Origin of the sequence: Mycobacterium timonense (genome assembly GCF_025821985.1) — a bacterium.
Classification (GTDB): Bacteria; Actinomycetota; Actinomycetes; order Mycobacteriales; family Mycobacteriaceae; genus Mycobacterium; species Mycobacterium avium.
Genome location: NZ_JACKSY010000022.1, coordinates 1 through 22110 on the forward strand (window position 1 = coordinate 1; position 22110 = coordinate 22110).

At 70.2% G+C, this 22110-nt stretch carries 19 protein-coding genes, 2 pseudogenes and 1 riboswitch; of the genes and pseudogenes, 20 read left to right on the forward strand and 1 reads right to left on the reverse strand.

All coding sequences use genetic code 11. From position 1 onward, the window contains the following. The 20 genes and pseudogenes from H7I87_RS06815 to H7I87_RS06910 all read left to right on the forward strand — a co-directional run. Window positions 1–123, forward strand: a pseudogene (locus H7I87_RS06815) (type VII secretion protein EsxI); the annotation flags it as partial. 108 nt (window positions 124–231) lie between these two features. Beyond that, window positions 232–1134: an ESX secretion-associated protein EspG gene (locus tag H7I87_RS06820; protein WP_003877890.1), complete on the forward strand. Its 903-nt coding sequence runs from the start codon at window positions 232–234 to the stop codon at window positions 1132–1134. Window positions 1135–1394: 260 nt separating this feature from the next. Then, a complete protein-coding gene (gene eccD / locus H7I87_RS06825; RefSeq protein WP_011725134.1) occupies window positions 1395–2906 on the forward strand; it encodes a type VII secretion integral membrane protein EccD in 1512 nt (503 codons plus the stop codon). Then, window positions 2884–4713, forward strand: coding sequence for a type VII secretion system ESX-5 serine protease mycosin MycP5 (gene mycP5, locus H7I87_RS06830; RefSeq protein ID WP_033726327.1), 1830 nt, complete (start codon window positions 2884–2886; stop codon window positions 4711–4713). Before eccD ends, mycP5 begins: the two co-directional genes overlap by 23 nt. A gap of 19 nt (window positions 4714–4732) precedes the next feature. Then, the gene (gene eccE / locus H7I87_RS06835) at window positions 4733–5941 is read left to right on the forward strand and encodes a type VII secretion protein EccE (protein ID WP_019733543.1); all 1209 of its coding nucleotides are present in this window, start codon (window positions 4733–4735) and stop codon (window positions 5939–5941) included. Beyond that, window positions 5938–7770 carry a type VII secretion system ESX-5 AAA family ATPase EccA5 gene (eccA5, locus tag H7I87_RS06840; protein ID WP_023863880.1) on the forward strand — a complete coding sequence of 611 codons (1833 nt, stop codon included), beginning with the start codon at window positions 5938–5940 and terminating at the stop codon, window positions 7768–7770. Before eccE ends, eccA5 begins: the two co-directional genes overlap by 4 nt. Before the next feature lie 91 nt (window positions 7771–7861). After that, window positions 7862–8037, forward strand: a riboswitch (M-box (ykoK) riboswitch). Between the two features lie 282 nt (window positions 8038–8319). Then, on the forward strand, window positions 8320–8619 hold the full coding sequence (locus tag H7I87_RS06845) for a PE family protein (RefSeq protein ID WP_019733545.1): 300 nt from the start codon (window positions 8320–8322) through the stop codon (window positions 8617–8619). A gap of 18 nt (window positions 8620–8637) precedes the next feature. Continuing rightward, window positions 8638–9768, forward strand: coding sequence for a PPE family protein (locus H7I87_RS06850; protein WP_033724813.1), 1131 nt, complete (start codon window positions 8638–8640; stop codon window positions 9766–9768). Window positions 9769–9787: 19 nt separating this feature from the next. After that, window positions 9788–11002, forward strand: coding sequence for a PPE family protein (locus tag H7I87_RS06855; RefSeq protein ID WP_033724814.1), 1215 nt, complete (start codon window positions 9788–9790; stop codon window positions 11000–11002). Window positions 11003–11019: 17 nt separating this feature from the next. Next, on the forward strand, window positions 11020–11355 hold the full coding sequence (locus tag H7I87_RS06860; RefSeq protein ID WP_031347983.1) for a DUF732 domain-containing protein: 336 nt from the start codon (window positions 11020–11022) through the stop codon (window positions 11353–11355). Between the two features lie 933 nt (window positions 11356–12288). Then, entirely contained in the window at window positions 12289–13548 is a 1260-nt protein-coding gene (locus tag H7I87_RS06865; RefSeq protein WP_011725129.1) for a PPE family protein, read from the forward strand. A 77-nt stretch (window positions 13549–13625) separates the two neighbouring features. Beyond that, window positions 13626–15029, forward strand: a pseudogene (locus tag H7I87_RS06870) (PPE family protein). A 34-nt stretch (window positions 15030–15063) separates the two neighbouring features. Continuing rightward, window positions 15064–15402 carry a DUF732 domain-containing protein gene (locus H7I87_RS06875; RefSeq protein ID WP_010949249.1) on the forward strand — a complete coding sequence of 113 codons (339 nt, stop codon included), beginning with the start codon at window positions 15064–15066 and terminating at the stop codon, window positions 15400–15402. Window positions 15403–15491: 89 nt separating this feature from the next. Further along, window positions 15492–15800: a DUF732 domain-containing protein gene (locus H7I87_RS06880; RefSeq protein ID WP_023861683.1), complete on the forward strand. Its 309-nt coding sequence runs from the start codon at window positions 15492–15494 to the stop codon at window positions 15798–15800. Between the two features lie 262 nt (window positions 15801–16062). Further along, a complete protein-coding gene (locus H7I87_RS06885; RefSeq protein ID WP_081256523.1) occupies window positions 16063–17307 on the forward strand; it encodes a PPE family protein in 1245 nt (414 codons plus the stop codon). A 37-nt stretch (window positions 17308–17344) separates the two neighbouring features. Beyond that, window positions 17345–18730 (forward strand): PPE family protein, encoded by a 1386-nt coding sequence (locus tag H7I87_RS06890; protein ID WP_011725126.1) that lies wholly within the window; start codon window positions 17345–17347, stop codon window positions 18728–18730. Then, window positions 18727–19047 carry a DUF732 domain-containing protein gene (locus H7I87_RS06895; RefSeq protein WP_023863875.1) on the forward strand — a complete coding sequence of 107 codons (321 nt, stop codon included), beginning with the start codon at window positions 18727–18729 and terminating at the stop codon, window positions 19045–19047. Before H7I87_RS06890 ends, H7I87_RS06895 begins: the two co-directional genes overlap by 4 nt. 125 nt (window positions 19048–19172) lie before the next feature. Beyond that, window positions 19173–19892, forward strand: a complete 720-nt coding sequence (locus tag H7I87_RS06900; protein WP_011725124.1) for an MgtC/SapB family protein — start codon at window positions 19173–19175, stop codon at window positions 19890–19892. A gap of 31 nt (window positions 19893–19923) precedes the next feature. Next, window positions 19924–20850 (forward strand): sterol desaturase family protein, encoded by a 927-nt coding sequence (locus H7I87_RS06905; RefSeq protein ID WP_033726966.1) that lies wholly within the window; start codon window positions 19924–19926, stop codon window positions 20848–20850. A 95-nt stretch (window positions 20851–20945) separates the two neighbouring features. After that, window positions 20946–21623: an Rv1815 family serine proteinase gene (locus H7I87_RS06910; RefSeq protein ID WP_003876493.1), complete on the forward strand. Its 678-nt coding sequence runs from the start codon at window positions 20946–20948 to the stop codon at window positions 21621–21623. Between the two features lie 17 nt (window positions 21624–21640). On the opposite strand, the gene H7I87_RS06915 is transcribed toward H7I87_RS06910, so the two are convergent. Continuing rightward, window positions 21641–22087 carry a nitroreductase/quinone reductase family protein gene (locus H7I87_RS06915; RefSeq protein WP_011725121.1) on the reverse strand — a complete coding sequence of 149 codons (447 nt, stop codon included), beginning with the start codon at window positions 22085–22087 and terminating at the stop codon, window positions 21641–21643. Window positions 22088–22110: the final 23 nt, after the last annotated feature.

Here is a 22110-nt window from a genome sequence, read left to right on the forward strand (position 1 = left end):
ACCCAGTTGGGTCGCAACTTCCAGGTGATCTACGAGCAGGCCAACGCCCACGGCCAGAAGGTCCAGACCGCGGGCAGCAACATGGCCAGCACCGACAGCGCCGTCGGGTCCAGCTGGGCCTGACGCCTTCACTTCAGGCGCGGCAGCACACCACCCGTCGGTGTGCTGCCGCGTCCTGCGGTTATCGTGCAATTTGACGCTTGAGCCGGTCAGCGACCAATTGAGGAATTGATGGACCAACAGAGCACCCGCACCGACATCACGGTCAACGTCGACGGTTTCTGGATGCTCCAGGCGTTGCTGGACATCCGGCACGTCGCGCCGGAGCTGCGGTGCCGGCCGTACGTCTCCACCGACTCCAACGACTGGCTCAACGACCATCCCGGGATGGCGGTGATGCGCGAGCAGGGCATCGTCGAGGGCGACCAGGTCAACGAGCAGGTCGCCGCGCGGATGCGGGTGCTCGCGGCGCCCGACCTCGAGGTGATCGCGCTGCTGTCCCGCGGCAAGCTGGCCTACGGCGTCATCGACGACCAGAACCAGCCGCCCGGGTCCCGTGACATCCCGGACAACGAGTTCCGGGTGGTGCTGGCCCGCCGCGGCCAGCACTGGGTGTCGGCGGTCCGGGTGGGCGGTGAGATCACCGTCGACGACGTCGCCGTCGCCGACAGCGCCTCGATCGCGTCCCTGGTGATCGACGCGCTGGAATCCATCCACCACGCCGAGCCCGCCGCCATCAACGCGGTCAACGTGCCGCTGGAGGAGATGCTGGAAGCGACCAAGTCGTGGCAGGAGTCCGGCTTCAACGTGTTCTCCGGCGGCGACCTGCGCCGGATGGGCATCAGCGCCGCCACGGTGGCCGCGCTGGGCCAGGCGCTGTCCGATCCCGCCGCCGAGGTCGCGGTGTACGCCCGCCAGTACCAGGACGACGCCAAAGGGCCGAGCGCCTCGGTACTGTCGCTCAAAGACGGCTCCGGCGGCCGCATCGCGCTCTACCAGCAAGCCCGGACCGCGGGCTCCGGCGAGGCGTGGCTGGCCATCTGCCCGGCCACCCCGCAGCTGGTCCAGGTGGGCGTCAAAACCGTGCTGGACACACTTCCCTACGGGGAGTGGAAAACCCACAGCAGGGTGTGACCCACACCAAATACGGATTTCGTCAATGTCTTGCGCTCAACATGCGGTTGAGCTGCGGACACGGCATACTTCTCTCAGGCATCAGCAAATTTTGAACCGGTGTCCACCAGAACTCTTGATCGCAAGGCGAGGCAGATGGAATTCCAGTTGATCGGAATGCACTGTGCGGGGGTCCGCGACGCCTCGAGGAGGCCGGAACCGGCCCGCGCCCGATTGGCGGCGCGGGCCCACACATTCATCACGGTAGGGAGTGCAAGGCGATGACTGCGGTTGTTGAAGTACCACAGCCTGACGTAGAGGGCATCTCGCAGCCCCAGGCGGTCGTCGTCGGCGTGATGGCCGGCGCGGGTGTGCAGATCGGCGTCCTGCTGGACGCCAACGCCCCGGTCTCGGTGATGACCGAGCCGCTGCTCAAGGTGGTCAACAGTCGGCTGCGTGAGCTCGGCGAGACCCCGCTGGAGGCCACGGGCCGGGGCCGCTGGGCGCTGTGCCTGGTGGACGGCTCGCCGCTGCGGGCCACCCAGTCGCTCAGCGAGCAGGACGTCTACGACGGCGACCGGCTGTGGATCCGGTTCATCCCGGACACCGAACACCGCTCACAGGTCATCGAGCACATCTCCACCGCCGTCGCGGCCAACCTCAGCAAGCGCTTCGCCGCCATCGACCCGGTGGTGGCCGTGCAGGTCGGTGCCACCATGGTGGCCGTCGGCGTCACCGCCGCGTCCGGCCTGCTCGGCTGGTGGCGCTGGCACCACAACTCCTGGTTGCCGACCGTCTACGCCGGCGTGATCGGCGTGCTGATGCTCGGCGTGTCGGTGCTGCTGCTCATGCGCGCCACCACCCAGCAGGAGCGGCGGGTGGGCGACACCCTGCTGCTGAGCAGCCTGGCGCCGGTGTCGGTCGCCGCCGCGGCCGCGCCACCCGGGGGCGTGGGCTCGCCCCAGGCCGTACTGGGCTTCGGCGTGCTGACCATCGCCGCGGTGCTCGCGTTGCGGTTCACCGGGCGTCGGCTGGCGATCTACACCGCGATCGTCACCGTCAGCGCGATCGCGGCGCTGGCCGCCCTGGCCCGCATGGTCGCGATGACCGGCGCGGTGACGCTGTTGACCTGCGTGGTGCTGGTGTCGGTGCTGATCTACCAGAGCGCGCCGGCGATCTCGCGGCGGCTGGCCGGCATCCGGCTGCCCGTCTTCCCGTCGGCCACCAGCCGCTGGGTGTTCGAGGCCCGGCCCGACCTGCCCACCACCGTGGTGCGGTCCGACGGCGGCCCGCCGGTGCTGGAGGGTCCCGCCTCGGTGCGCGACGTGCTGACCCAGGCCGAGCGTGCCCGTTCCTTCCTGTCGGGCCTGCTGATCGGGCTCGGCGTGCTGATGGTCGTCTCGCTGACCGCGCTGTCGGACCCGCGCACCGGGCAACGCTGGCTGCCGGTGCTGCTGGCCGGTTTCTGCGCGGGCTTCCTGCTGCTGCGCGGCCGCTCCTACGTCGACCGCTGGCAGGCCATCACCCTGGCCGGGACGGCGGTGCTGATCGTCGGCGCGGTGGTGGTGCGCTACGCGCTGGTGCTGCAGTCGCCGCTCGCGGTCTCGATCAGCGCCGCGATCCTGGTGCTGGTGCCGGTGGCGGGCCTGACGTCGGCGGCCGTGGTGCCGAACACCGTCTACAGCCCGCTGTTCCGCAAGTTCGTGGAATGGATCGAATACCTCTGCCTGATGCCGATCTTCCCGCTGGCATTGTGGTTGATGAATGTCTATGCAGCGATCCGCTACCGCTGAGGCCAACGTGTGGCGCGGCCGCGCGTCCGCCGCGGCCCTGGCCGCCCTGTTGCTCGCGTCGGGCGCGCTGGCCGGACTGCCGCCGGCCGCCGCGATTTCGCCGCCGACGATCGACCCCGCGGCGGTGCCGCCGGACGGACCGCCCGGTCCGGGCGCGCCGATGAAGCAGAACTCGTACTGCACCGAGGTCGGCGTGCTGCCGGGCACCGATTTTCGGTTGCAGCCCAAGTACATGGACATGCTGAACCTGCAGGAGGCCTGGCAGTTCGGTCGCGGGGCCGGCCAGAAGGTGGCCGTCATCGACACCGGCGTCACCCCGCACCCGCGGTTTCCGCACCTGATCCCGGGCGGCGACTACATCATGTCCGGCGACGGCCTGTCCGACTGCGACGCGCACGGCACCCTGGTGGCCTCGATGATCGGGGCGGCGTCGGCCGACGGCGCGGGCGTCCCGCCGGCGGCGCCGCGCAAACCGGTCACCATCCCCACCACCGAGCCGCCGCCCAAAGCGCCGCCGCCGCAGACGGTGACGCTCTCGCCGCTGCCGCAGACCGTGACGATGGTCCCGCCCCCGCCGTCGCAGGAACAGCAACAGCCACCACCGGGACCGTTCGGGGCGCCGCCCCCGCCGCCGGCGGCAGGACCCGCTCCGGCCGGACCACCGCCCGGGCCGCCGCAGGGCGGGCAGGCCCCGGCCGGCAACCACGGCGGCGGCACGGTGACCATCCCGGGCCACGCGGGCGCCGCCCGGGTGACCAACGTCGACAACTTGCGCGGCCCGCGCCCGCTCGACCCGCCGCCGCCGGCGCCGCCCAAGCCGGGCCCCGACGCGTTCAGCGGGGTGGCCCCGGACGTCGACATCATCGCGATCCGGCAATCCAGCCAGGCGTTCGGCCTCAAGGACGCCTACACCGGCGACGAGGATCCCCAGACGCAGGCCAAGATCGACAACGTGCAGACGATGGCGCGCGCGATCGTGCACGCCGCCAACATGGGCGCGTCGGTGATCAACATCTCCGACGTGACCTGCATGAGCGCCCGCAACATCATCGACCAGCGGGCGCTGGGCGCCGCGGTGCGCTACGCGGCGGTCGACAAGAACGCCGTCATCGTCGCCGCGGCCGGGGACACCAGCAAGAAGGACTGCAAACAGAACCCGCCGCATGATCCGTTGCAGCCCAACGATCCTCGCAACTGGAACTCCGTCACCACCGTCGTGACGCCGTCCTGGTTCAGCGACTACGTGCTCACGGTCGGCGCGGTCGACACCGAAGGCCACCCGCTCAGCCAGGGCAACCAGGGGCAGGCGTCGACCAGCGTGGCCGGCCCGTGGGTGGGAATCGCCGCGCCCGGCACCGACGTCGTCGGACTCTCACCCCGCGACGACGGGCTGATCAACGCCATCGACGGGCCGGACAACACCCTGCTGGTCCCGTCCGGCACCAGCTTCTCCGCGGCGATCGTGTCCGGGGTGGCGGCGCTGGTTCGCGCCAAATACCCGCAGCTGTCGGCGTACCAGGTGATCAACCGGCTGACGCGGACCGCCCGGGCGCCCGCGCGCGGGGTGGACAACCAGGTCGGTCACGGGATCGTCGACCCGGTCGCGGCGCTGACCTGGGACGTGCCCGACGGGCCGGTCAAGCCGCCGCAGCAGCTCTCGGCGCCGCTGACCATTCCGAAACCGGTCCCGCGCCGGGATATGGTGCCAATATGGGTGGCGGCCGGAGGATTGTTCGGGGCGCTCCTGATCGGCGGCGCAGTGTTCGGTACGGCGATGCTGATGAAGCGATCGCGCAGGCAGCAATAGGGGCGGAGCAGCAAGACTGATGAAGGCTCAGCGCAGATTGGGGTTGTCCTTGACGTGGCCCCGGCTGACCACGGTGTTTCTGGTCGACATCGTGATCATGGTGGTGGCCAGCCACTGCCCGGAATCCTGGCAGGGCACCTATCGCATCGCGTTCTGGGTCGGCGTCGGGCTGGCCGTGCTGGTGACGCTGCTGTCGCTGGTGACCTACCACGGCATCACGGTGGCGTCGGGGCTGGCCACCTGGCTGTGGGACTGGTCCGCCGATCCCGGCTCCGCGCTGGCCGCGGGCTGCACGCCGGCCCTGGACCACCAGCGCCGGTTCGGCCGCGACAAGGTCGGGGTACGCGAGTACAAAGGCCAACTCGTTTCCGTGATCGCCGTCAACGGCGGCGAGGACGAGACGGGGTCGCGGCATCGGCACCGCGCCGCGTCCCCGACCCTGCTGGTGGCGGCCGTCGCCTCGGGGCTGCGCCAGTTCGACATCCACCTCGACGACATCGACATCGTGTCGGTCAAGGTCCGGCGGGGCGGTCCCGACGCCAGGTCCGCCGAGCTGTCGAAGCTCGACGACTTCGGCCCCGAGGAGTGGGACGTGGTCGGCGACGAACCCACCTCCTACATTCGCCGGACCTGGCTGGTGTTGCGGATGAACCCGCAGCGCAACGTCGCAGCGGTGGCGGCCCGCGATTCGCTGGCCTCGACGCTGGTGGCGGCCACCGAACGGCTGGCCCAGGATCTCGACGGGCTGACCTGCGCGGCCCGGCCGCTAACCGCCGAGGAGATCGCCGAGGTGGACCGGGCGGTGCTGGCCGACCTGGAACCGACCTGGAGCCGCCCCGGGTGGCGCCGCCTCAAGCACTTCAACGGGTTCGTGACGAGCCTGTGGCTGTCGCCGTCCGACATCACCACCGACAAGCTCGAGGAGCTGTGGGACGACGACACCTTCGCCACCGTGCTGACCATCCGGCTGACCGCCCGCGCCGGCCGGCCGCACGTGTCGGCGTGGGTGCGCTACCACACCGAGAAGCGGCTGCGCCGGAACATCTCGTCGGGGCTGAACCGTCTCACCGGGCGCCAGCTGGCCGCGGTGCGGGCCAGCCTGCCCGTCCCGACCGCCCGGCCGCTGCTGGAGGTGCCGAGCCGTCCGCTGCGCGCCGACGATGACGAGCTGTCGCTGTCGCTGGCTGCACCCCGGGAGAGCGCGGCGGGCGTACCCGTGGCGCAATGACGCGGCCGCAGTCCACCGCTGAGGGCGCCCGCAACGCCATGGTCGCCGGCCTGCTGGCATCGGGGGTGTCGGTCAACGGGTTACAGCCCAGCCACAATCCACAGGTCGCGGCGCAGATGTTCACCACCGCCACCAACCTGGATCCCACCATGTGTGACGCCTGGCTGGCGCGGATCCTGGCGGGGGAGCAGAGCCTCGACGTGCTGGCCGGTGCCTGGTCCTCCATCCGCACGTTCGGCTGGGAGACCCGCCGCCTGGGCGTCACCGAATTGCAGTTCCGCCCAGAGGTTTCCGACGGCCTGTTCCTGCGGCTGGCCGTCACCAGCGTGGAATCGCTGGCGTGCGCCTACGCCGTGGTGCTCGCCGAGGCGAAGCACTACGCCGAGGCGGCCAAACTGATCGACGGCGTCGAACCGCGCCAGCCGGTGGACGAAGAGCTGCTCTGCTACGTGCGCGGCGTGCTGTACTTCCGCACCGGCCGGTGGCCGGACGTGCTCAACCAGTTCCCCGAGGGCAAGGGCTGGCGCCAGCCCGAGCTGAAGGCCGCCGGGGCGGCGATGGCCACCACGGCGCTGGCCTCGCTCGGGGTGTTCGAGGAGGCGCTGCGCCGCGGCCAGGAGGCCATCGAGGGCGACCGGGTGCCGGGCGCGGCCAACATCGCCCTGTACACCCAGGGCATGTGCCTGCGGCACCTGGGCCGCGAGGACGAGGCCGTCGAACTGCTGCGGCGGGTGTATTCGCGCGACCCCAAATTCACCCCGGCCCGCGAAGCGCTGGACAACCCCACCTACCGGCTGGTGTTGACCGACCCGGAAACGATCGAGGCCCGCACCGACCCGTGGGACCCCGACAGCGCGCCCACCCGCGCCGAAGCCGAAGCCGCCCGCCACGCCGAGGAGGCGGCCAAGTACCTGGCCGAAGGCGACGCCGAACTCAACGCCATGCTGGGCATGGAGCGGGCCAAGCGCGAGATCAAGCTGATCAAGTCGACGACGAAGGTGAACCTGGCCCGCGCCAAGATGGGACTCCCGGTGCCGGTGACGTCGCGCCACACCCTGCTGCTGGGCCCGCCGGGAACCGGAAAGACCTCGGTGGCAAGGGCTTTCACCAAGCAGCTGTGCGGGTTGACGGTGCTCCGCAAGCCGCTGGTGGTGGAGACCAGCCGCACCAAGCTGTTGGGCCGATACATGGCCGACGCCGAGAAGAACACCGAGGAGATGCTCGAGGGCGCCCTGGGCGGCGCGGTGTTCTTCGACGAGATGCACACCCTGCACGAGAAGGGCTACCAGCAGGGTGACCCGTACGGGAACGCGATCATCAACACCTTGCTGCTGTACATGGAGAACCATCGCGACGAGCTGGTGGTCTTCGGCGCCGGCTACGCCAAGGCCATGGACAAGATGCTCGAGGTGAATCAGGGTCTGCGACGGCGCTTTTCGACCGTGATCGAGTTTTTCAGCTACACCCCGGACGAACTGGTCGCGCTGACCCGGTTGATGGGCCAGGAGAACGAGGACGTCATCACCGACGAAGCGGCGCAGGCGCTGCTGCCGTCGTACACCAAGTTCTATCTCGACGAAAGCTATTCGGAGGACGGCGATCTCATCCGCGGCATCGACACGCTGGGCAACGCCGGCTTCGTGCGCAACGTGGTGGAGAAGGCGCGCGATCACCGCAGCTTCCGGCTGGACGACGAGGATCTGGATGCCGTGCTGGCCAGCGACGTGACCGAGTTCAGCGAGCGCCAGCTGCTGCGTTTCAAGGAGCTGACCCGCGAGGACCTCGCCGAGGGCCTCAGCGCGGCGGTGGCAGAGAAGAAGACCACCTAGCCTTCCCCCGAGGTGACGCGGGCGTGAACCGTTGGTATCGCGTTGTGGATCAGCTTGACTCGCCGACCCCCGAGTGCCACCATTGCCAATGCAAGCACCTCGCTAGGTGAGGCGTCTGCACGGACACAGGCCACTGACCTCGAACGTCGAAAGACGCCCAGGGTCAGGACAGCTCCTCCCGGATTAAGGGTTGAGCCCAAGTGGCTTCCGGCTTTTGACGGCCGGATACGCCGTGTGGTGCCGAAGCTCTGACGAGAGGGGTGCCGCGCCCGGCTATTTCGGCTGGTCGCTCCTCCCCATGTGCGAACCTATGGCACCCGCGCGTGCCGCGGCCTTGAGGAGGTGAGAGCGATTGAGTCCCGATGACAGTCCTTACTCCAGATCGACGACGACGTCGCTTCGATCCGTCCTCGGCATCGTTTTTGCCTGAATTGGCTTGTAAATAGCCAACTTTACTCCGAGCGCCTGCGCGCCGATCGGTGGCGCTGACGCGCGCGCGGAACCTTCCCGAGCCCTCGGGCTCGCTCGCGCCTGAACAGGAGCACTCCGATGATGTATGTCACCGCACAGCCGGAAGCCATGAATGCCGCCGCCGACCGCTTGCAGCAGATCGGCACCGCACTGGCAGCCCAGACCGGGGCCAACTCCGCGCCGATGACCGGCGTCGTCCCGGCCGCCGCCGACCCGGTCTCGCTGCTGGCCGCGGCGCGATTCGCCCAGCACGGGCAGGCTTTTCAGGCGGTCAGCGCCGAAGCGGCCGCGGTCCACGAGATGTTCGTGACCACCTTGCAGACCAGCGCCGGATCGTACGCGGCCACCGAGGCCGCGAACGCGGCGGCGGCCCGCTGAACCTTCAAGGGGGGACCCGTGATCGACTTCGCGGCGTTGCCGCCAGAGATCAATTCGGCCGGAATCTACGCCGGACCCGGATCGGCGCCGATGATGTCGGCCGCCGCCGCGTGGAACACCATGGCTGCCGAAATGCGTTCCGCCGCGGCCTCTTACGGCGCGGTGATTTCGGAGCTGACCAGTGCCGACTGGTTCGGTCCGTCGTCGATGTCGATGCTCGCGGCGGTCACGCCGTATCTGACCTGGCTGACCGACACCGCCACCCGGGCCGAAGAGGCGGCCGCGCAGGCCAACTCCGCGGCGACCGCGTACGAGGCGGCATTCGCCATGACGGTGCCCCCGGCGGTGGTGGCGGCCAACCGCGCGCAGCTGGCAATGTTGGTGGCCACCAACGTCTTCGGCCAGAACACCCCGGCCATCGCGGCCACCGAGGCCGAGTACGGACAGATGTGGGCCCAGGACGCTGCGGCGATGAACGGGTATGCCGTCGCCTCGACCGCGGCGACACGGTTGACACCGATGACGGCGCCACGGTCGAACACCAGCCCGGAAGGTGTTGCGGCCCAGGCCACGTCGGTGACCAACGCCGCCCAGGCGCCGGCGGGAACGGTGCAGTCGACGGTGTCGTCGTCCGGGCTGGCCGGCCTGTTGAGCGGTTCGGACAACTCGGCCTTCGGAACCTTCACCAACGGCAACTTCTTCAGCACCGCCGTGGTCAACGGATCCCTCGCCGGCGGCCCGTTCAACCCGCAATTCATCATCTCCTCGGTGCAGGGCATCCTGGCCGCGCAGCACGCCACCACACTGGGCGGGCTGGGGGACTTCGCCGCCGACGCCGAAGGCGCCGCGACCGCCGACCTGGCGGCCAGCACGGGGGGATCGGCCCCGGTAGCCGCCGGGATGGGCCGCGCGCAGCTGGTGGGGTCGCTGTCGGCGCCGCAGGGCTGGGCCAACGCCGCGACGATCAACCCCGGTCAAGCCGCCGTGCCCGCCACCGGCGTCACCGGTCTCACCGACGCGGCGCCGGCGGCGGGCGGGCCCGGGGGCGTCGCGGGGCCGGTGGGCGGCACCGGCAGGCGACTTCGCCGCGCTGTCCCCAAATACGGTTTCCGGCCCGTCGTCATGCCACGTCCGCCGGCCGCCGGCTGAGAACTCGGGAGAAGATGTCATGTCGATCTACGCGGGACTGCCGCCGGAAGTCAACTCGGCGAGAATGTATTCCGGCCCGGGCTCGGAATCCATGCTGGCCGCCGCGGCCGCCTGGAACGCACTGTCCGCTGAATTACGGTCCGTCGCAGCCGATTACGAGTCGGCGATCGCGACGCTCACCGGCGAAGGCTGGTTCGGACCGTCCGCGGCGAAGATGTCGGCGGCGGTCACGCCGTATCTCGAGTGGCTGCACACCACCGCCACGCAGGCCGAGCAGGCCGGGGCCCAAGCCAACGCGGCCGCCGCCGCCTACCAGGCCGCGTTCGCCGCGACCGTGCCCCCGGCCGTCGTCGCGGCCAACCGCACCCAGCTGGCGAACCTGGTGGCCGGCAACATCTTCGGGCAGAACGCCGGATTGATCGCGGCCAACGAGGCCCAATACGGCGACATGTGGGCGCAGGACGCCGCCGCCATGACCGGCTATGCCAGCGCCTCGAACGCGGCCAGCCAGCAGCTGACGCCGTTCACCCCGCCGCGCCCGGACACCACCGCCAACGGCATTGCCGCCCAGGCCAACACGGTCGCCCAAGCCGCCAACGACGCCGGCAGCGGGGATCCCTCCGGCGGCTTACTCGCCTGGCTCGGCCTGGCGCCCAACACCAACGGACCCGGCCAGCCCGGGCTCGCGGGACTGATGAACTTTTTGGATGGATCCGACGGGAACGTGTTGGGAAGCTTCCTCAACAACGCCTCGGTCGCCAACCTCTCCAACGCCTTCACCACCAGCGGGCTGCTGAACCCGACCTCGTTCGTCGACGCGGCGGTCAACATGAACTCCATCAACTCGCTGAACGCCGTCGACTCCACCACGTCGGGACTGGGCGTGCTGGCGGCCGGGCTCGGAGGCACGGCGAACCTGGCGTCGGCAGCCGCGCCCGGTGCGGCAGCGGCGGCGGAGGTGGGGCAGGCGAGTCTGGTTGGGGCCCTGTCGGTTCCGCCGACCTGGGGTGCAACCGGAGCGGCGATCACGCCGCTGGCGGCGACGACTCAGGTCGGCCTGGGCGCCTACCACGGCTTCGGCTCGGCCACCCCGATGGTGATGGAAGAGGCTGGGGCAGTGGGCATGCCGGGGGTGCCGCTGGCGGGCCTCCCCGGTGCGCATGAGGACGAGTTCTCCGAGCCGATGTACGGGTTCCGCCCGCGCATCATCGGCCGCCCGCCGGCCGCCGGGTGAGGACGGGAGGTCGCGACATGAGAGCCCTAGCGCTGCTGGCCGGCGCGGCCGCCCTGGTCGGCATGGCGATACCGGCGCACGCCGATTCCGATGACGACGCGTTCCTCGCCGCCCTCAACAAGGCCGGCATCACCTATCCCGACCCCGCCCGCGCGATAAGGGCCGGCCAGAAGGTGTGCGACCTGGCCGGCTCGGGCACCACGGAGCTGGACATCATCCGGGATGTCCACGAGCTCAACCCCGCATTCAGTACGGCAAAGGCGGCCCTGTTCGTTCAGGCCGCCGCCGGCGCCTACTGTCCCGACCGGCTGTCGATCAGCGACGGCGGCACGAACCCGCACAGCAATAGCTAGGGCGGTACGTACCGCCACCCCGGCCCGGCCCGCAGGGCGCTACACGACGCCGGTTTTCTCCAACGGCAATTCAGTAAATTCCGTCACACCGGCAATGTCGCGAGACACCCGAACCGACGCGTTCCCGCTGCCCGAAAATCGATCTGACCACGTCGTTATTGCCATACAGGAAACTGTCAGTAGCTAATCAGTGCCAGGGCAGATTGGCCGCGTCTACTCGTATGAGAGGACGTCGCCGCGCTCGTGCGGCCGCACGAGCGCGGACGTCACCGACAGCGCTGTCGGCTCGATTTTCGGTCGATCGCATTTCACCGAAATGGTGACGAGCATCGACTGAAGATGCGCGACACACCCCGGTGATGCCGGGTCGCTCAGGGGTGTGCGAGGCAACCGCAATGCCAGAACTCCATCGCTGAGATAAGCGAGACAGGAGGTTTCCAAGGTTACGCATTTCGGGCGCAATAAGGATGGCTTTCCAGCCAATTGTATAAATCGGCGATGACGCCGAATCGCGAGCATTTCCCGTCGAACCGATAACCGATTGTTCACCGGGATCGGCCCGTGGTCGGATGCTGCCCACAGCACGTTGACCGAGTGACTTGCGCCACTGAGCTGGGCCTTCAGCCCGCGTGTTCTCACACGCGACGGCGGTCCGCGACATCGATGTTTTACATGGGTTTACCTGACGGGAACGCCCGCTGAATAACTTTTGTGCAGCATTGTCTGTGCATTAGCAGCGTGGCTGACTGGTCCTTCGTCCGGCGTCGTGACGCCGGTGCACAGCTAGGAGAGTAGGGGCTTGCTGTCTTCAACGCGCGGAATGCGCGCATGTATTTGAAAGCGCTTTCGATGAATTCACTCGGCGTCGCGAATTCGTCGCTGCGGGGCGAGGGGCGGGATGCTCGGCGTGGCGCGGGGTGGGGGAGGTCCTAAATGCTGGATTTCGGTGCCTATCCGCCGGAATACAACTCGGGGCGGATGTATGTCGGCGCGGGTTCGGGCCCGCTGCTGGCCGCCGCGGCGGCGTGGGACGAGCTGGCCGCGGAGTTGCAGAGCGTCGGGGCGTCGTACGGCTCGACCGTCGAGACGCTGACCACCGGCCCGTGGACCGGGCCCTCGTCCATCGCGATGGCGGCCGCGGCGGCACCGTATGTGGCGTGGCTGCAGGCCACCGGCGCGCAGGCCGAGCAGGCCGGCGCCCAGGCCAAGCTCGCCGCCGCCGCCTATGAGACAGCCTTCGCCGCCACGGTGCCGCCGCCGGTGATCGCGGCCAACCGGGCCCTGCTCGCCACGCTGGTGGCCACCAACATCCTGGGGCAGAACACCCCGGCAATCGCCGCCACCGAGGCGCACTACATGGAGATGTGGGCCCAGGATGCGGCCGCGATGTACGCCTATGCGGCGTCCTCGGCCAGCGCCGCCCAGCTGACACCGTTCACCGAACCCCCGCGCACCACCAACGAGTCGGCCGGGCCGCTGCAGTCGGCCGCGGTCGCCCAGAGCGCTGCGCAGTCCGGCTCCAACACCGCGGCCCACCTGTCCCAGCTGAGCGCGACCGCGCAGCCGGCGGCCCAGGCGGCCGGCAATGCCGCCTCGACGACGGCCGCGTCGACCCAGCTGACGACGCCGAGCTTCATCACCAACTGGAACGAGTTCTGGTCGGTGGTGACCGGGGTGTACTCGCCGCAGTCATGGACCACCATCCCCGGTGGCCCGTTCCTGTCGTTCGGCCAGGCCTACGCCTGGGGCCAGAACGGGCAGGGTGCCGCCGCGTATTTGGCCGGGCCGAAAGCGATTTCGGGGGCGTTGGCACCGCTGGCCAGTGGCGGCAACGCCGTCAAGCCCATGCTCAGCTCCGCGGTCGGGGCGGGGCAGGTGTCGGGGTCGATGGGCAAGGCCGCCCTGGTCGGCAGCATGTCGGTGCCGCAGGGCTGGACGGAAGCCGCCCCGGCGATCCGGACCCTCGCCCAGGTGCTGCCCGGAAACATGGCGGCGGCACCCGCCGCGATGGCCGGCGAAGAGGGCGTGTTCAGCCAGATGGCCCTGTCCAGCCTGGCCGGTCGCGCCGTCGCCGCGGCCGCCACCCGCCCGGTCGGCGGGGCCGCCTCGGCCGCGAGCTCCCTGGGTGGGGTGGCCGCCGAGGCCGACCCGGCCGCCGCCACCATCATCGTGATCCCGTGCATCGAGGAATGAGCACCATGATTACCGAGACCAAACCGATTGGCCGCCAATCGCTTTCCCGTCGCGCGGCCAGGTAGGGGGCAGCAGAGATGTTCTATGGGGCCTTTCCGCCGGAGTTCAACTCGGGCCGGATGTACAGCGGTCCGGGCGCGGGGTCGTTCGTCGCCGCGGCGACGGCGTGGCAGAACCTGGCCGCCGAATTGCAGTCCGCCGCGGCGTCGTATTCGTCGGTGCTGTCCGGCCTGACGGCCGGGCCCTGGGTGGGGCCGTCGTCGCTGGCCATGGCGTCGGCGGCCGCGCCGTACGTGGCCTGGATGCAGCAGACCGCCGCGCAGGCCGCCGAAACCGCGGCCCAGGCCACCGCGGCGGCCACCGCCTACGAGACCGCGTTCGCCGCGCACGTCCCGCCCGCCGTGATCGCCGAAAACCGCGCCCTGCTGGCGCAATAGGTGGCGACGAACATCTTCGGGCAGAACACCGCCGCCATCGCCGCGAACGAAGCCCAGTACGGCGAGTTCTGGGCGCAGGACGCCACCGCGATGGACACCTACTTCGCGGCGTCGGCGACCGCCGCCAACAAGTTGACGGAGTTCGGCCCGGCGCCCAAGACCACCAACGAGGCGGCCCAACCGATGCAGGCCGCCGCGGTGTCGTCGGCGGCGAGCACCCCGGCCGCCAATGTCGCCCAGACCGCGGCCAGCGCGGCCAGCACCACGCTGCCCTACAGCGGCCCGTTCTCCGGCCCGGCGAACCTGGCGTATCTGTACCAGACCTTCATGACGAATCTGTTCAACACGGTCCCGGGCGGTGCCAGCTTCTACACCAGCATGTACAACGCCGTGAAGGTGCCGTTGGGGCTGACCACCCAGTTCAACGACGTCGGGTTGCTGGTCAACTTCCCGTTGTCGCAGTGGCTCAAGTTCGCCCCGCCGATCGGCTACGGCGCGTTGCCCAAGGACGCGCTCGGGGCCGGGCTGGGCGCCCTGGGCTTCGGCCGCGGCACGCTGTACAGCGCGATCAGCCCGGTCGCCGGGATGGGCAACGCCGGCACCCTGGTGGGCAAGCTGTCCATCCCGCCCAGCTGGGCCACGGCCACGCCGTCGATCCGGACCGTCGCCGCCGCGCTGTCGGCCGCCGGGGCCGAGGCAGTGCCGGCGGCCGCGCTGGGCGAGGGCAGCCTGTTCAGTTCGATGGGGCTGGCCGGGATGCTGGGCAGCGCGGTCGGCTCCGGCGGGCCCACCATGGTACGGGGCGGCGTCCGCAACCGGATGACCGCGATCAAGGACCTCAAAGACAAGCAATCGCCGGAACAGCTGAAACGCCTTGTCGCGCAGATCTCCGAGCAGCCGGAGAGCGTGCAGCACCACAACGTGGACCAGGAGAACCTGGACGCGCTGCTGGAGCAGCTGGCCAAGAAACCGGGGATCCACGCGGTGCACCTGAAAAAGGGCGACAAGTCCAAGGTCCTGCCGGCCGATGCCCAGTTGGGTTGAGCGGCAAGGCAATCAGAGTTCAGGAGGGTGACACGTGATGAAACGACTGCTCGCGGCACTGGGTGCGTCCGCCATGATCGGCGCCACGATCGGACTGGCCGCGCCGGCACATGCCGATCCGCCACCGGTGCCCGACGGTGACGACGGGGGTTTCGTCGCCGCGCTGCAGCAAGCCGGCTTCAGCTTCAGCAGCCCCGGCTCGGCCGTCGCCGCCGGACGCGCCGTGTGCTCGTGCCTGAACAACGGCGAGCCGGGGCTCGAGGTGGTGCACGACGTGAAAACCCACAATCCCGGAATGGACATGGAGATGGCATCGAACTTCGCCCTGCTGTCCGCGAAATACTACTGCCCCCATCAGCTCTCCAAGGCCTGACCGGCGCCGCGAGAAGGGCGAATGTGCTTGCCCTCCAACAACTCTGCCGTTGGCGGTTCCGTCGTTGCGGCGTGCGACGATCCCGGGTCATGAGGCTGCTGCTGGGTGTGGGCGTCGCGGCGGCGATCGCGCTGGTCCCGCCGGCGCAGGCCGATCCGGGCGTCGACGAGGCCGGGTTCCTCGCGTCGCTGCGCAGCGTCGGCATCGGTTACGCGACGCCGCAGGGCGCGGTCAAGTTCGCCCAAGCGGTGTGCGTGTCCATGGGCAACGGCGAATCGGGTCCGCAGCTGCTCGACGAGCTCAAGAGCCAAAACCCCGGGCTCACCCGCGATCACGCCACGTCGTTCCTCGCGATCGCGGCGAAATACTATTGCCCGCAGCAACTTAACCGAAGCTAGCGCGAGCGCCGCGGCGAGCGTGAACGCCGCGCGAGCGTGAAGTTAGTTTCACGCTCGCCACCGAACGTGCGCCTAGTTTCACGCTCGGCGCCAGGCGGGGCACGCCGGCGTCAACCGACGGCTGGGTGCGGCGGGTGAATCCATGGAAAATCCATATCCTTCACTGCCGATCTGATGAATTCCATTTGAGCCGCGGCTCGTTGGCGGGACGCCCGCATCTCCGCTCCTACCCTGGCGCCCAGAGCAGGACGGGAGGCAACGGGTGGACTTCGGGGCGCTGCCACCAGAGGTCAATTCAGGACGGATGTACGTGGGTGCGGGATCGGGGCCGCTGCTGGCCGCCGCCGCGGCATGGGATGCGCTGGGGGTCGAACTGTATTCCTTTGCGGCGGCCTACACCTCGACGATCGCCGGCCTGACGGTCGGCTCCTGGCTGGGGCCGGCGGCCACGTCGATGAGCGCCGCGGCCGCGCCCTTCATCGCCTGGGCGACGACAACCGCCGGCCGGGCCGAGCAGGTCGCGACCCAGGCCAGGCTCGCCGCCGCGGCCTACGAGACCGCGTTCGCGGCGACGGTGCCGCCGCCGGTGATCGCCGCCAACCGCAGCCTGCTGATGACCCTGATCGCCACCAACATCCTGGGCCAGAACACCGCGGCCATCGCGGCGGCCGAGGCAGAGTACGCCGAGATGTGGGCCCAGGATGCGGCGGCGATGTACGCCTACGCCGCCGCGTCGGCGGCAGCCGCCGAGCTGACGCCCTTCACCGAACCGCCGCGGACCACCGAATCGTCCGCGGCGGCAAGGCAATCCGCCGCAGTCGCGCAGAGCGCCGCGTCGGACCTCCCGGCCCAGCTGTCGACCCTGATCGACGTGACGCCCACCATGCTGCAAGGCCTGGCGACGACCCCTTCGGCGGCGGCGGCGACGCCGGCGGCGTCGATCATCGAGGCCATCTATCCGATCACGGCCGCGCTGCGGCCCTTTTTCGCCGCCGTCACCGGCGCCTACAGCCCGATCGGGGCGATCATCCTGCCCGGCGGGTGGTGGCTGCTGTCCCTGCAGGCGCTGGGTCTGGCCCAAAACGCGCCGGGCGTCGCCGAACTGCTGGGCGGCGGCAAAGCCATCGCGGGTGGGCTGTCGCCGCTGGCGCCGCTGCGGGGCGGCTACGTCTCGGCGGTGACCCCCGACGCCGGCGGCGTGGCCGGGTCGATGGGCCGCTCGACCCTGGTCGGATCCCTGTCGGTGCCGCCGGGCTGGACCACCGCCGCCCCCGTCCTGAGGACGGTCGCGTCGGTGCTGCCGGCCGCGAGCTCGGCAACCGCCGCGGCGATGCCCGCGTCGGGCGGGGCCGTGTTCGGCGAAATGGCCGCGGCGAGTCTGGCCGGACGTGCCCTGGCGGGCGCGGGGGTGCGCACCGTCGGCAATGGGACCACCGGCGCCGCGACCGCTGCGGCCGCCGACGGTGCCGCGACGACCGCCACGATCATCGTGGTGCCGGCGGATTGACGGGGCAGACCATGACATCTCGAGCGGGGTCGATCCAATGAACTTCGCGCTGCAGCCACCCGAAATCACCTCCGCCCAGCTGTACACGGGTCCGGGGGCCGGACCGATGTTGACGGCCGCCGCGGCGTGGGACGCGCTGGCGGCCGAACTGCAGTCCGCCGCGTCGTCGTACGCAGCCGTCGTCAACGGTCTGGCCGACGAGGCCTGGGCCGGCCCGTCGGCGGCCGCCATGGCCGCCGCGGCGGCGCCCTACGTCGCATGGCTGTCGGCGACCTCGGCGCAGGCCAGGACGGCGGCCGAGCAGGCGACGGCGGCCGCGAGCGCCTTCGAGAGCGCGTTCGCGGCGGTGGTTCCGCCCGCCGAGATCGCGACCAACCGCGCCCGGCTCGCGATGTTGTCGGCCAGCAACGTTTTCGGGCAGAACTCGGCCGCGATCGCCGCCGCCGAGGCCGAGTACGGGCAGATGTGGGCCCAGGACGCCGCCGCGATGTTCGGTTATGCCAGCGCGTCGGCGGCCGCCACCCGCCTGGCGCCCTTCACCGAGCCGCCCAAGACCACCAATGACGCTGGAATCGCCGCGCAGGCGGCCGCGCTGGGCGAGGCCACCGGCCGGGGGGCCGGTACCGCCGCCGCGGACGCCACAGCCCCGCCGTCCGGCATCATCAGCCAGCTGCTCGAGGCGCTCGGCAACGCGTCGCGCGGATACATGGACTTCTGGGACCAGGTGCTCAATACCCTCACGGGATCCCCGCTGGCGGGCACGACATGGCAGAACACCTTCGGGATCCTCGCCGACATCGGCCGATTCAGCACGGTCGCCAACGACAGCATGAGCCCGATCAACCTCGCCATGACCGAGTTCAAGATGTTCTACAAGCTCCCCGTCGAGGGCCTGGACATCCCGAAGTCCGCGTTGGGCGCCGGGCTGGGCCTGCGGTCGGCCGGCGCCGGTCTCACCGGCGCCGTCTCGGTGGGCGTCGGCGAGGCGAACACCGTGGGCAGGCTGTCGGTGCCGCCGACCTGGGCGTCGGCGACCCCGGCCATCCGGTTGGCCAGCGGCCTGGCGCCGGCCACCGCAGCGGCCGCGGCCCCGGCCGCCGGGATCCCGGCCGGCCTGCTCGGCCAGATGGCGTTGGGAAGCGTCACCGGGGGCGCCCTCGGCGCCGTGGCGCCGCACGTCGGCAGCGGCCGGGGCGTCCGGGTCCGCGCGGCGAAGCCCGCCGAACCCGTCAAACTCGACGACGTCATCGCCAAGCTGCAACGGCAACCGGAAGCCGTGCAGCACTGGAACGTCGACAAGGCCGGACTCGACGACCTGCTCGACCGATTGTCGAAAAAGCCCGGCATCCATGCGGTGCACGTGTCCAGCGGCGGCAAACCGACCGTGACCCTGCCCGACGCCGGGCCGGCGGGAAGCGCATGAAACGCGTGCTCGCGCTGCTCGGAATCGGCGCCGCCGCACTCGGATACGCCGCGCCCGCGCGCGCCGAGCCGCAGGGCGACGACGCCGCGTTCCTGGCCAGCCTCGACCAGTCCGGCATCACCTACAGCAGCTCGGTCCAGGTCATCGCGTCCGCCAAGGCCGTGTGCGGGTTGATGGGCCGGGGCGAAACGGGGCTGCAGGTCGTCACCGACATCAAGGACCAGAATCCCGGCATGACGATGGACGGCGCCGCCCAATTCGCGGCGCTCGCCTCGAACGCCTACTGCCCCCACCATCTCGCGCCCAAAGGCGGTTAGCCTGAGATTCGCCGCGCGCCGGGGATCGCTCCCGACGTCGGCGGTTGGGTTGGGCTCCACTTGCGGTTAACCCGGATTTGGTTAGCTCCCTTCTTCGCCGCCTTGCACCCGGGAAGGAGAGTGTCGTGGAGACGTTGAGCGCCGTCGATTTCCTGCTCCGGCTGGGCGTCGGCGTGGGCTGCGGCGCCCTGATCGGGCTGGAACGGCAATGGCGCGCCCGTCGGGCGGGATTGCGCACCAACGCGCTGGTCGCCGCGGGCGCCACACTGTTCGTCCTCTACGCCGCCGCCACCTCGGACACCAGCCCCACCCGGGTGGCGTCCTACGTGGTCTCCGGCATCGGGTTCCTGGGCGGTGGGGTGATCCTGCGGGAAGGCGTCAACGTCCGCGGCCTCAACACCGCCGCCACCCTGTGGTGTTCGGCGGCGATCGGTGTGCTGGCCGCGTCCGGGCATCTGGTGTTCGCCGCGATCGGCACCGGCACGGTGATCGGGATTCATCTGCTGGGACGCCCGCTCGGCCGGCTGATCGACCGGGACAGCAGCGCCGACGAAGACGAAAGCCTGCTGCCGTTTCTGGTGCAGGTGGTGTGCCGGCCCAAACACGAGAAGTACGCCCGCGCCCAGATCGTCCAGCACGCCGGCGGCAACGACATCACGCTGCGCGGCATCCACACCGGCCATCCCGCCGACGACGAGCTCACCCTGACCGCGCACCTGCTGATGAACGGCGACGCCCCGGCCCGGCTGGAGCGGCTGGTGGCCGAACTGTCCCTGCAACCGGGTGTGCGGGCGGTCCAGTGGTACGCCGGCGACGAGGCGCAGGCGCCCGACGATCGGCGCTGAGCGCAGCGGCGTTCGTCGTACGCTTACCGGTGTGAGCGCCCTGTCCGGCTACCTGACCGCGCTGCCGCCGCAGCTGCGCGACCCGGTGCTGGTGGCCATTCCGTTCTTCCTGTTGTTGCTGACGCTCGAATGGACCGCGGCCCGCAAGCTGGAACACCTCACCGCCCGTCCGGCCCCGGGGGCGCACCAGACCCGCGACTCGCTGACCAGCATTTCGATGGGCTTGGCGTCGGTGGCCACCACCGCGGGCTGGAAGACGCTGGCCCTGTTCGGCTACGCCGCGATCTACGCCTACCTGGCACCGTGGCACCTTCCGGCGACCCGCTGGTACACCTGGGCGATCGCGATTCTCGGCGTCGACCTGCTCTACTACGCCTATCACCGGATCGCGCACCGGGTGCGGCTGATCTGGGCGACGCACCAGGCCCACCACTCCAGCGAGTACTACAACTTCGCCACCGCACTGCGCCAGAAGTGGAACAACAGCGGCGAGATCTTGATGTGGATTCCGTTGCCGCTGTTGGGGATTCCGCCGTGGATGGTGTTCTTCAGCTTCTCGCTGAACCTGATTTACCAGTTCTGGATCCACACCGAGCGGATCGACAAGCTGCCCCGCCCGTTCGAGTTCGTGTTCAACACGCCGTCGCACCACCGGGTGCACCACGGCATGGACAAGGTGTACCTGGACAAGAACTACGGCGGCATCCTCATCGTGTGGGACCGGCTGTTCGGCACCTTCCAGGCCGAGCTGTTCCGCCCGCACTACGGCCTGACCAAGCAGGTCGACACCTTCAACGTCTGGAAGCTGCAGACCCGCGAATACGTCGCCATCGCCCGCGACTGGCGGTCGGCGAGCCGGTTGCGGGACCGGTTGGGCTACGTGTTCGGGCCGCCCGGCTGGGCGCCGCGTAGCGCCGGCCGAACCGCGGCCGGCGCGCCCGTCGTGACCTCTCTGTAACATCGGCGCTGGCCGGCGCGAAAAGCTGAGCGTGGAGGACGGTTACGCCGTAACCTCGACCTCCCGTCGGTAGTTGGCCCGATGGATCGGAGTTCATGGTGCATCGCCTGGCAACACGCGCCTTCGCCGCATCGATCACTGTCACAGCGTTGGCCGCCACGCTGCCGGCGTCGGCGGCAAAAGCCGACGTCATGGTGTATCCGGGCATGGAGATACGGCAGGACAACCGGGTCTGCACGCTGGGCTACGTCGACCCCGGCCTGAAGATCGCGTTCACCGCCGGACACTGCCGGGGCGGCGGCGGAGTGGTGACCGACCGCGGCGGCACGGTGATCGGGCGGATGGCGGCCTTCCGGGACAACACCCCCAGCGGAACGACAGTGTCGACCAGTCAGGTGATCAACGACTACGAGGCGATCGTGCTGGACAACGGCGTCACCGCGAACAACATCCTGCCGGGCGGGCGGCCGCTCGTCTCCGACCCCGGGCTGGCGCTGACGCCCGGGCAGCCGGTCTGCCATTTCGGGGTGATCACCGGGGAGACGTGCGGCACGGTGGAGAGCGTGAACAACGGCTGGTTCACCATGTCGCACGGGGTGCAGAGCCACAACGGCGACTCCGGCGGGCCGGTGTATCTGGCCCCCAGCGGCGGCCCGGGACAGATCGTCGGGATCTTCAACAGCGTGTGGGGGGAGTATCCGGCCGCGGTGTCGTGGCAGGCGACGTCGGAGGAAGTCCGCGAAGACCTCGGGGTGCGCGACAACGCGCGCTGAGTGCCGGATAGGCCCGTTCAGCCCGCCTTCGTCAGCGCGAACACCGGAATGGTGGGCGCCGCGGCGCGGAACTGCTCGTCGCTGCTGTCCGGGGTCAACCCGGCGACGTAGTCCTTGACCTGCCAGTACCACCGGTCGAGGTAACGCCGCAGCAGCTGCGGCTTGGCCGCGTCGTCGACCTCGCTGATCCGCATGCGTCGCCGGCGCCAGCGCGGACCCAGCTCGACGACGGACGCGGCCCGCACGTTGCGGGCCCACTGGGTGTCGCCGCGCGGCGAGACCAGATAGTCCGTCCCGTCCACCGTGAGCAGGTTGACCACCACCGCGCGCAGCTTCCCGGTCTTGCGGCCGCGGACCCGCAGCGCCCGGGTGCCCGCGATGCTGACGCCCGCGTCGGCGAGCCAGCGGACCACCACGTTGGCGGCGCGGGCGGCCCGGTTCGGTTCTTCGTATCGGGTGGACATGGGCGCCGTCCTCTCAGCGAATC

Coding starts and splice junctions, on each gene's coding strand:
- H7I87_RS06820 (WP_003877890.1), top strand. CDS start 232: ATGGACCAACAGAGCACCCGCACCGACATCACGGTCAACGTCGACGGT.
- eccD (WP_011725134.1), top strand. CDS start 1,395: ATGACTGCGGTTGTTGAAGTACCACAGCCTGACGTAGAGGGCATCTCG.
- mycP5 (WP_033726327.1), top strand. CDS start 2,884: ATGCAGCGATCCGCTACCGCTGAGGCCAACGTGTGGCGCGGCCGCGCG.
- eccE (WP_019733543.1), top strand. CDS start 4,733: ATGAAGGCTCAGCGCAGATTGGGGTTGTCCTTGACGTGGCCCCGGCTG.
- eccA5 (WP_023863880.1), top strand. CDS start 5,938: ATGACGCGGCCGCAGTCCACCGCTGAGGGCGCCCGCAACGCCATGGTC.
- H7I87_RS06845 (WP_019733545.1), top strand. CDS start 8,320: ATGATGTATGTCACCGCACAGCCGGAAGCCATGAATGCCGCCGCCGAC.
- H7I87_RS06855 (WP_033724814.1), top strand. CDS start 9,788: ATGTCGATCTACGCGGGACTGCCGCCGGAAGTCAACTCGGCGAGAATG.
- H7I87_RS06860 (WP_031347983.1), top strand. CDS start 11,020: ATGAGAGCCCTAGCGCTGCTGGCCGGCGCGGCCGCCCTGGTCGGCATG.
- H7I87_RS06865 (WP_011725129.1), top strand. CDS start 12,289: ATGCTGGATTTCGGTGCCTATCCGCCGGAATACAACTCGGGGCGGATG.
- H7I87_RS06880 (WP_023861683.1), top strand. CDS start 15,492: ATGAGGCTGCTGCTGGGTGTGGGCGTCGCGGCGGCGATCGCGCTGGTC.
- H7I87_RS06890 (WP_011725126.1), top strand. CDS start 17,345: ATGAACTTCGCGCTGCAGCCACCCGAAATCACCTCCGCCCAGCTGTAC.
- H7I87_RS06895 (WP_023863875.1), top strand. CDS start 18,727: ATGAAACGCGTGCTCGCGCTGCTCGGAATCGGCGCCGCCGCACTCGGA.
- H7I87_RS06910 (WP_003876493.1), top strand. CDS start 20,946: ATGGTGCATCGCCTGGCAACACGCGCCTTCGCCGCATCGATCACTGTC.
- H7I87_RS06915 (WP_011725121.1), bottom strand. CDS start 22,087: ATGTCCACCCGATACGAAGAACCGAACCGGGCCGCCCGCGCCGCCAAC.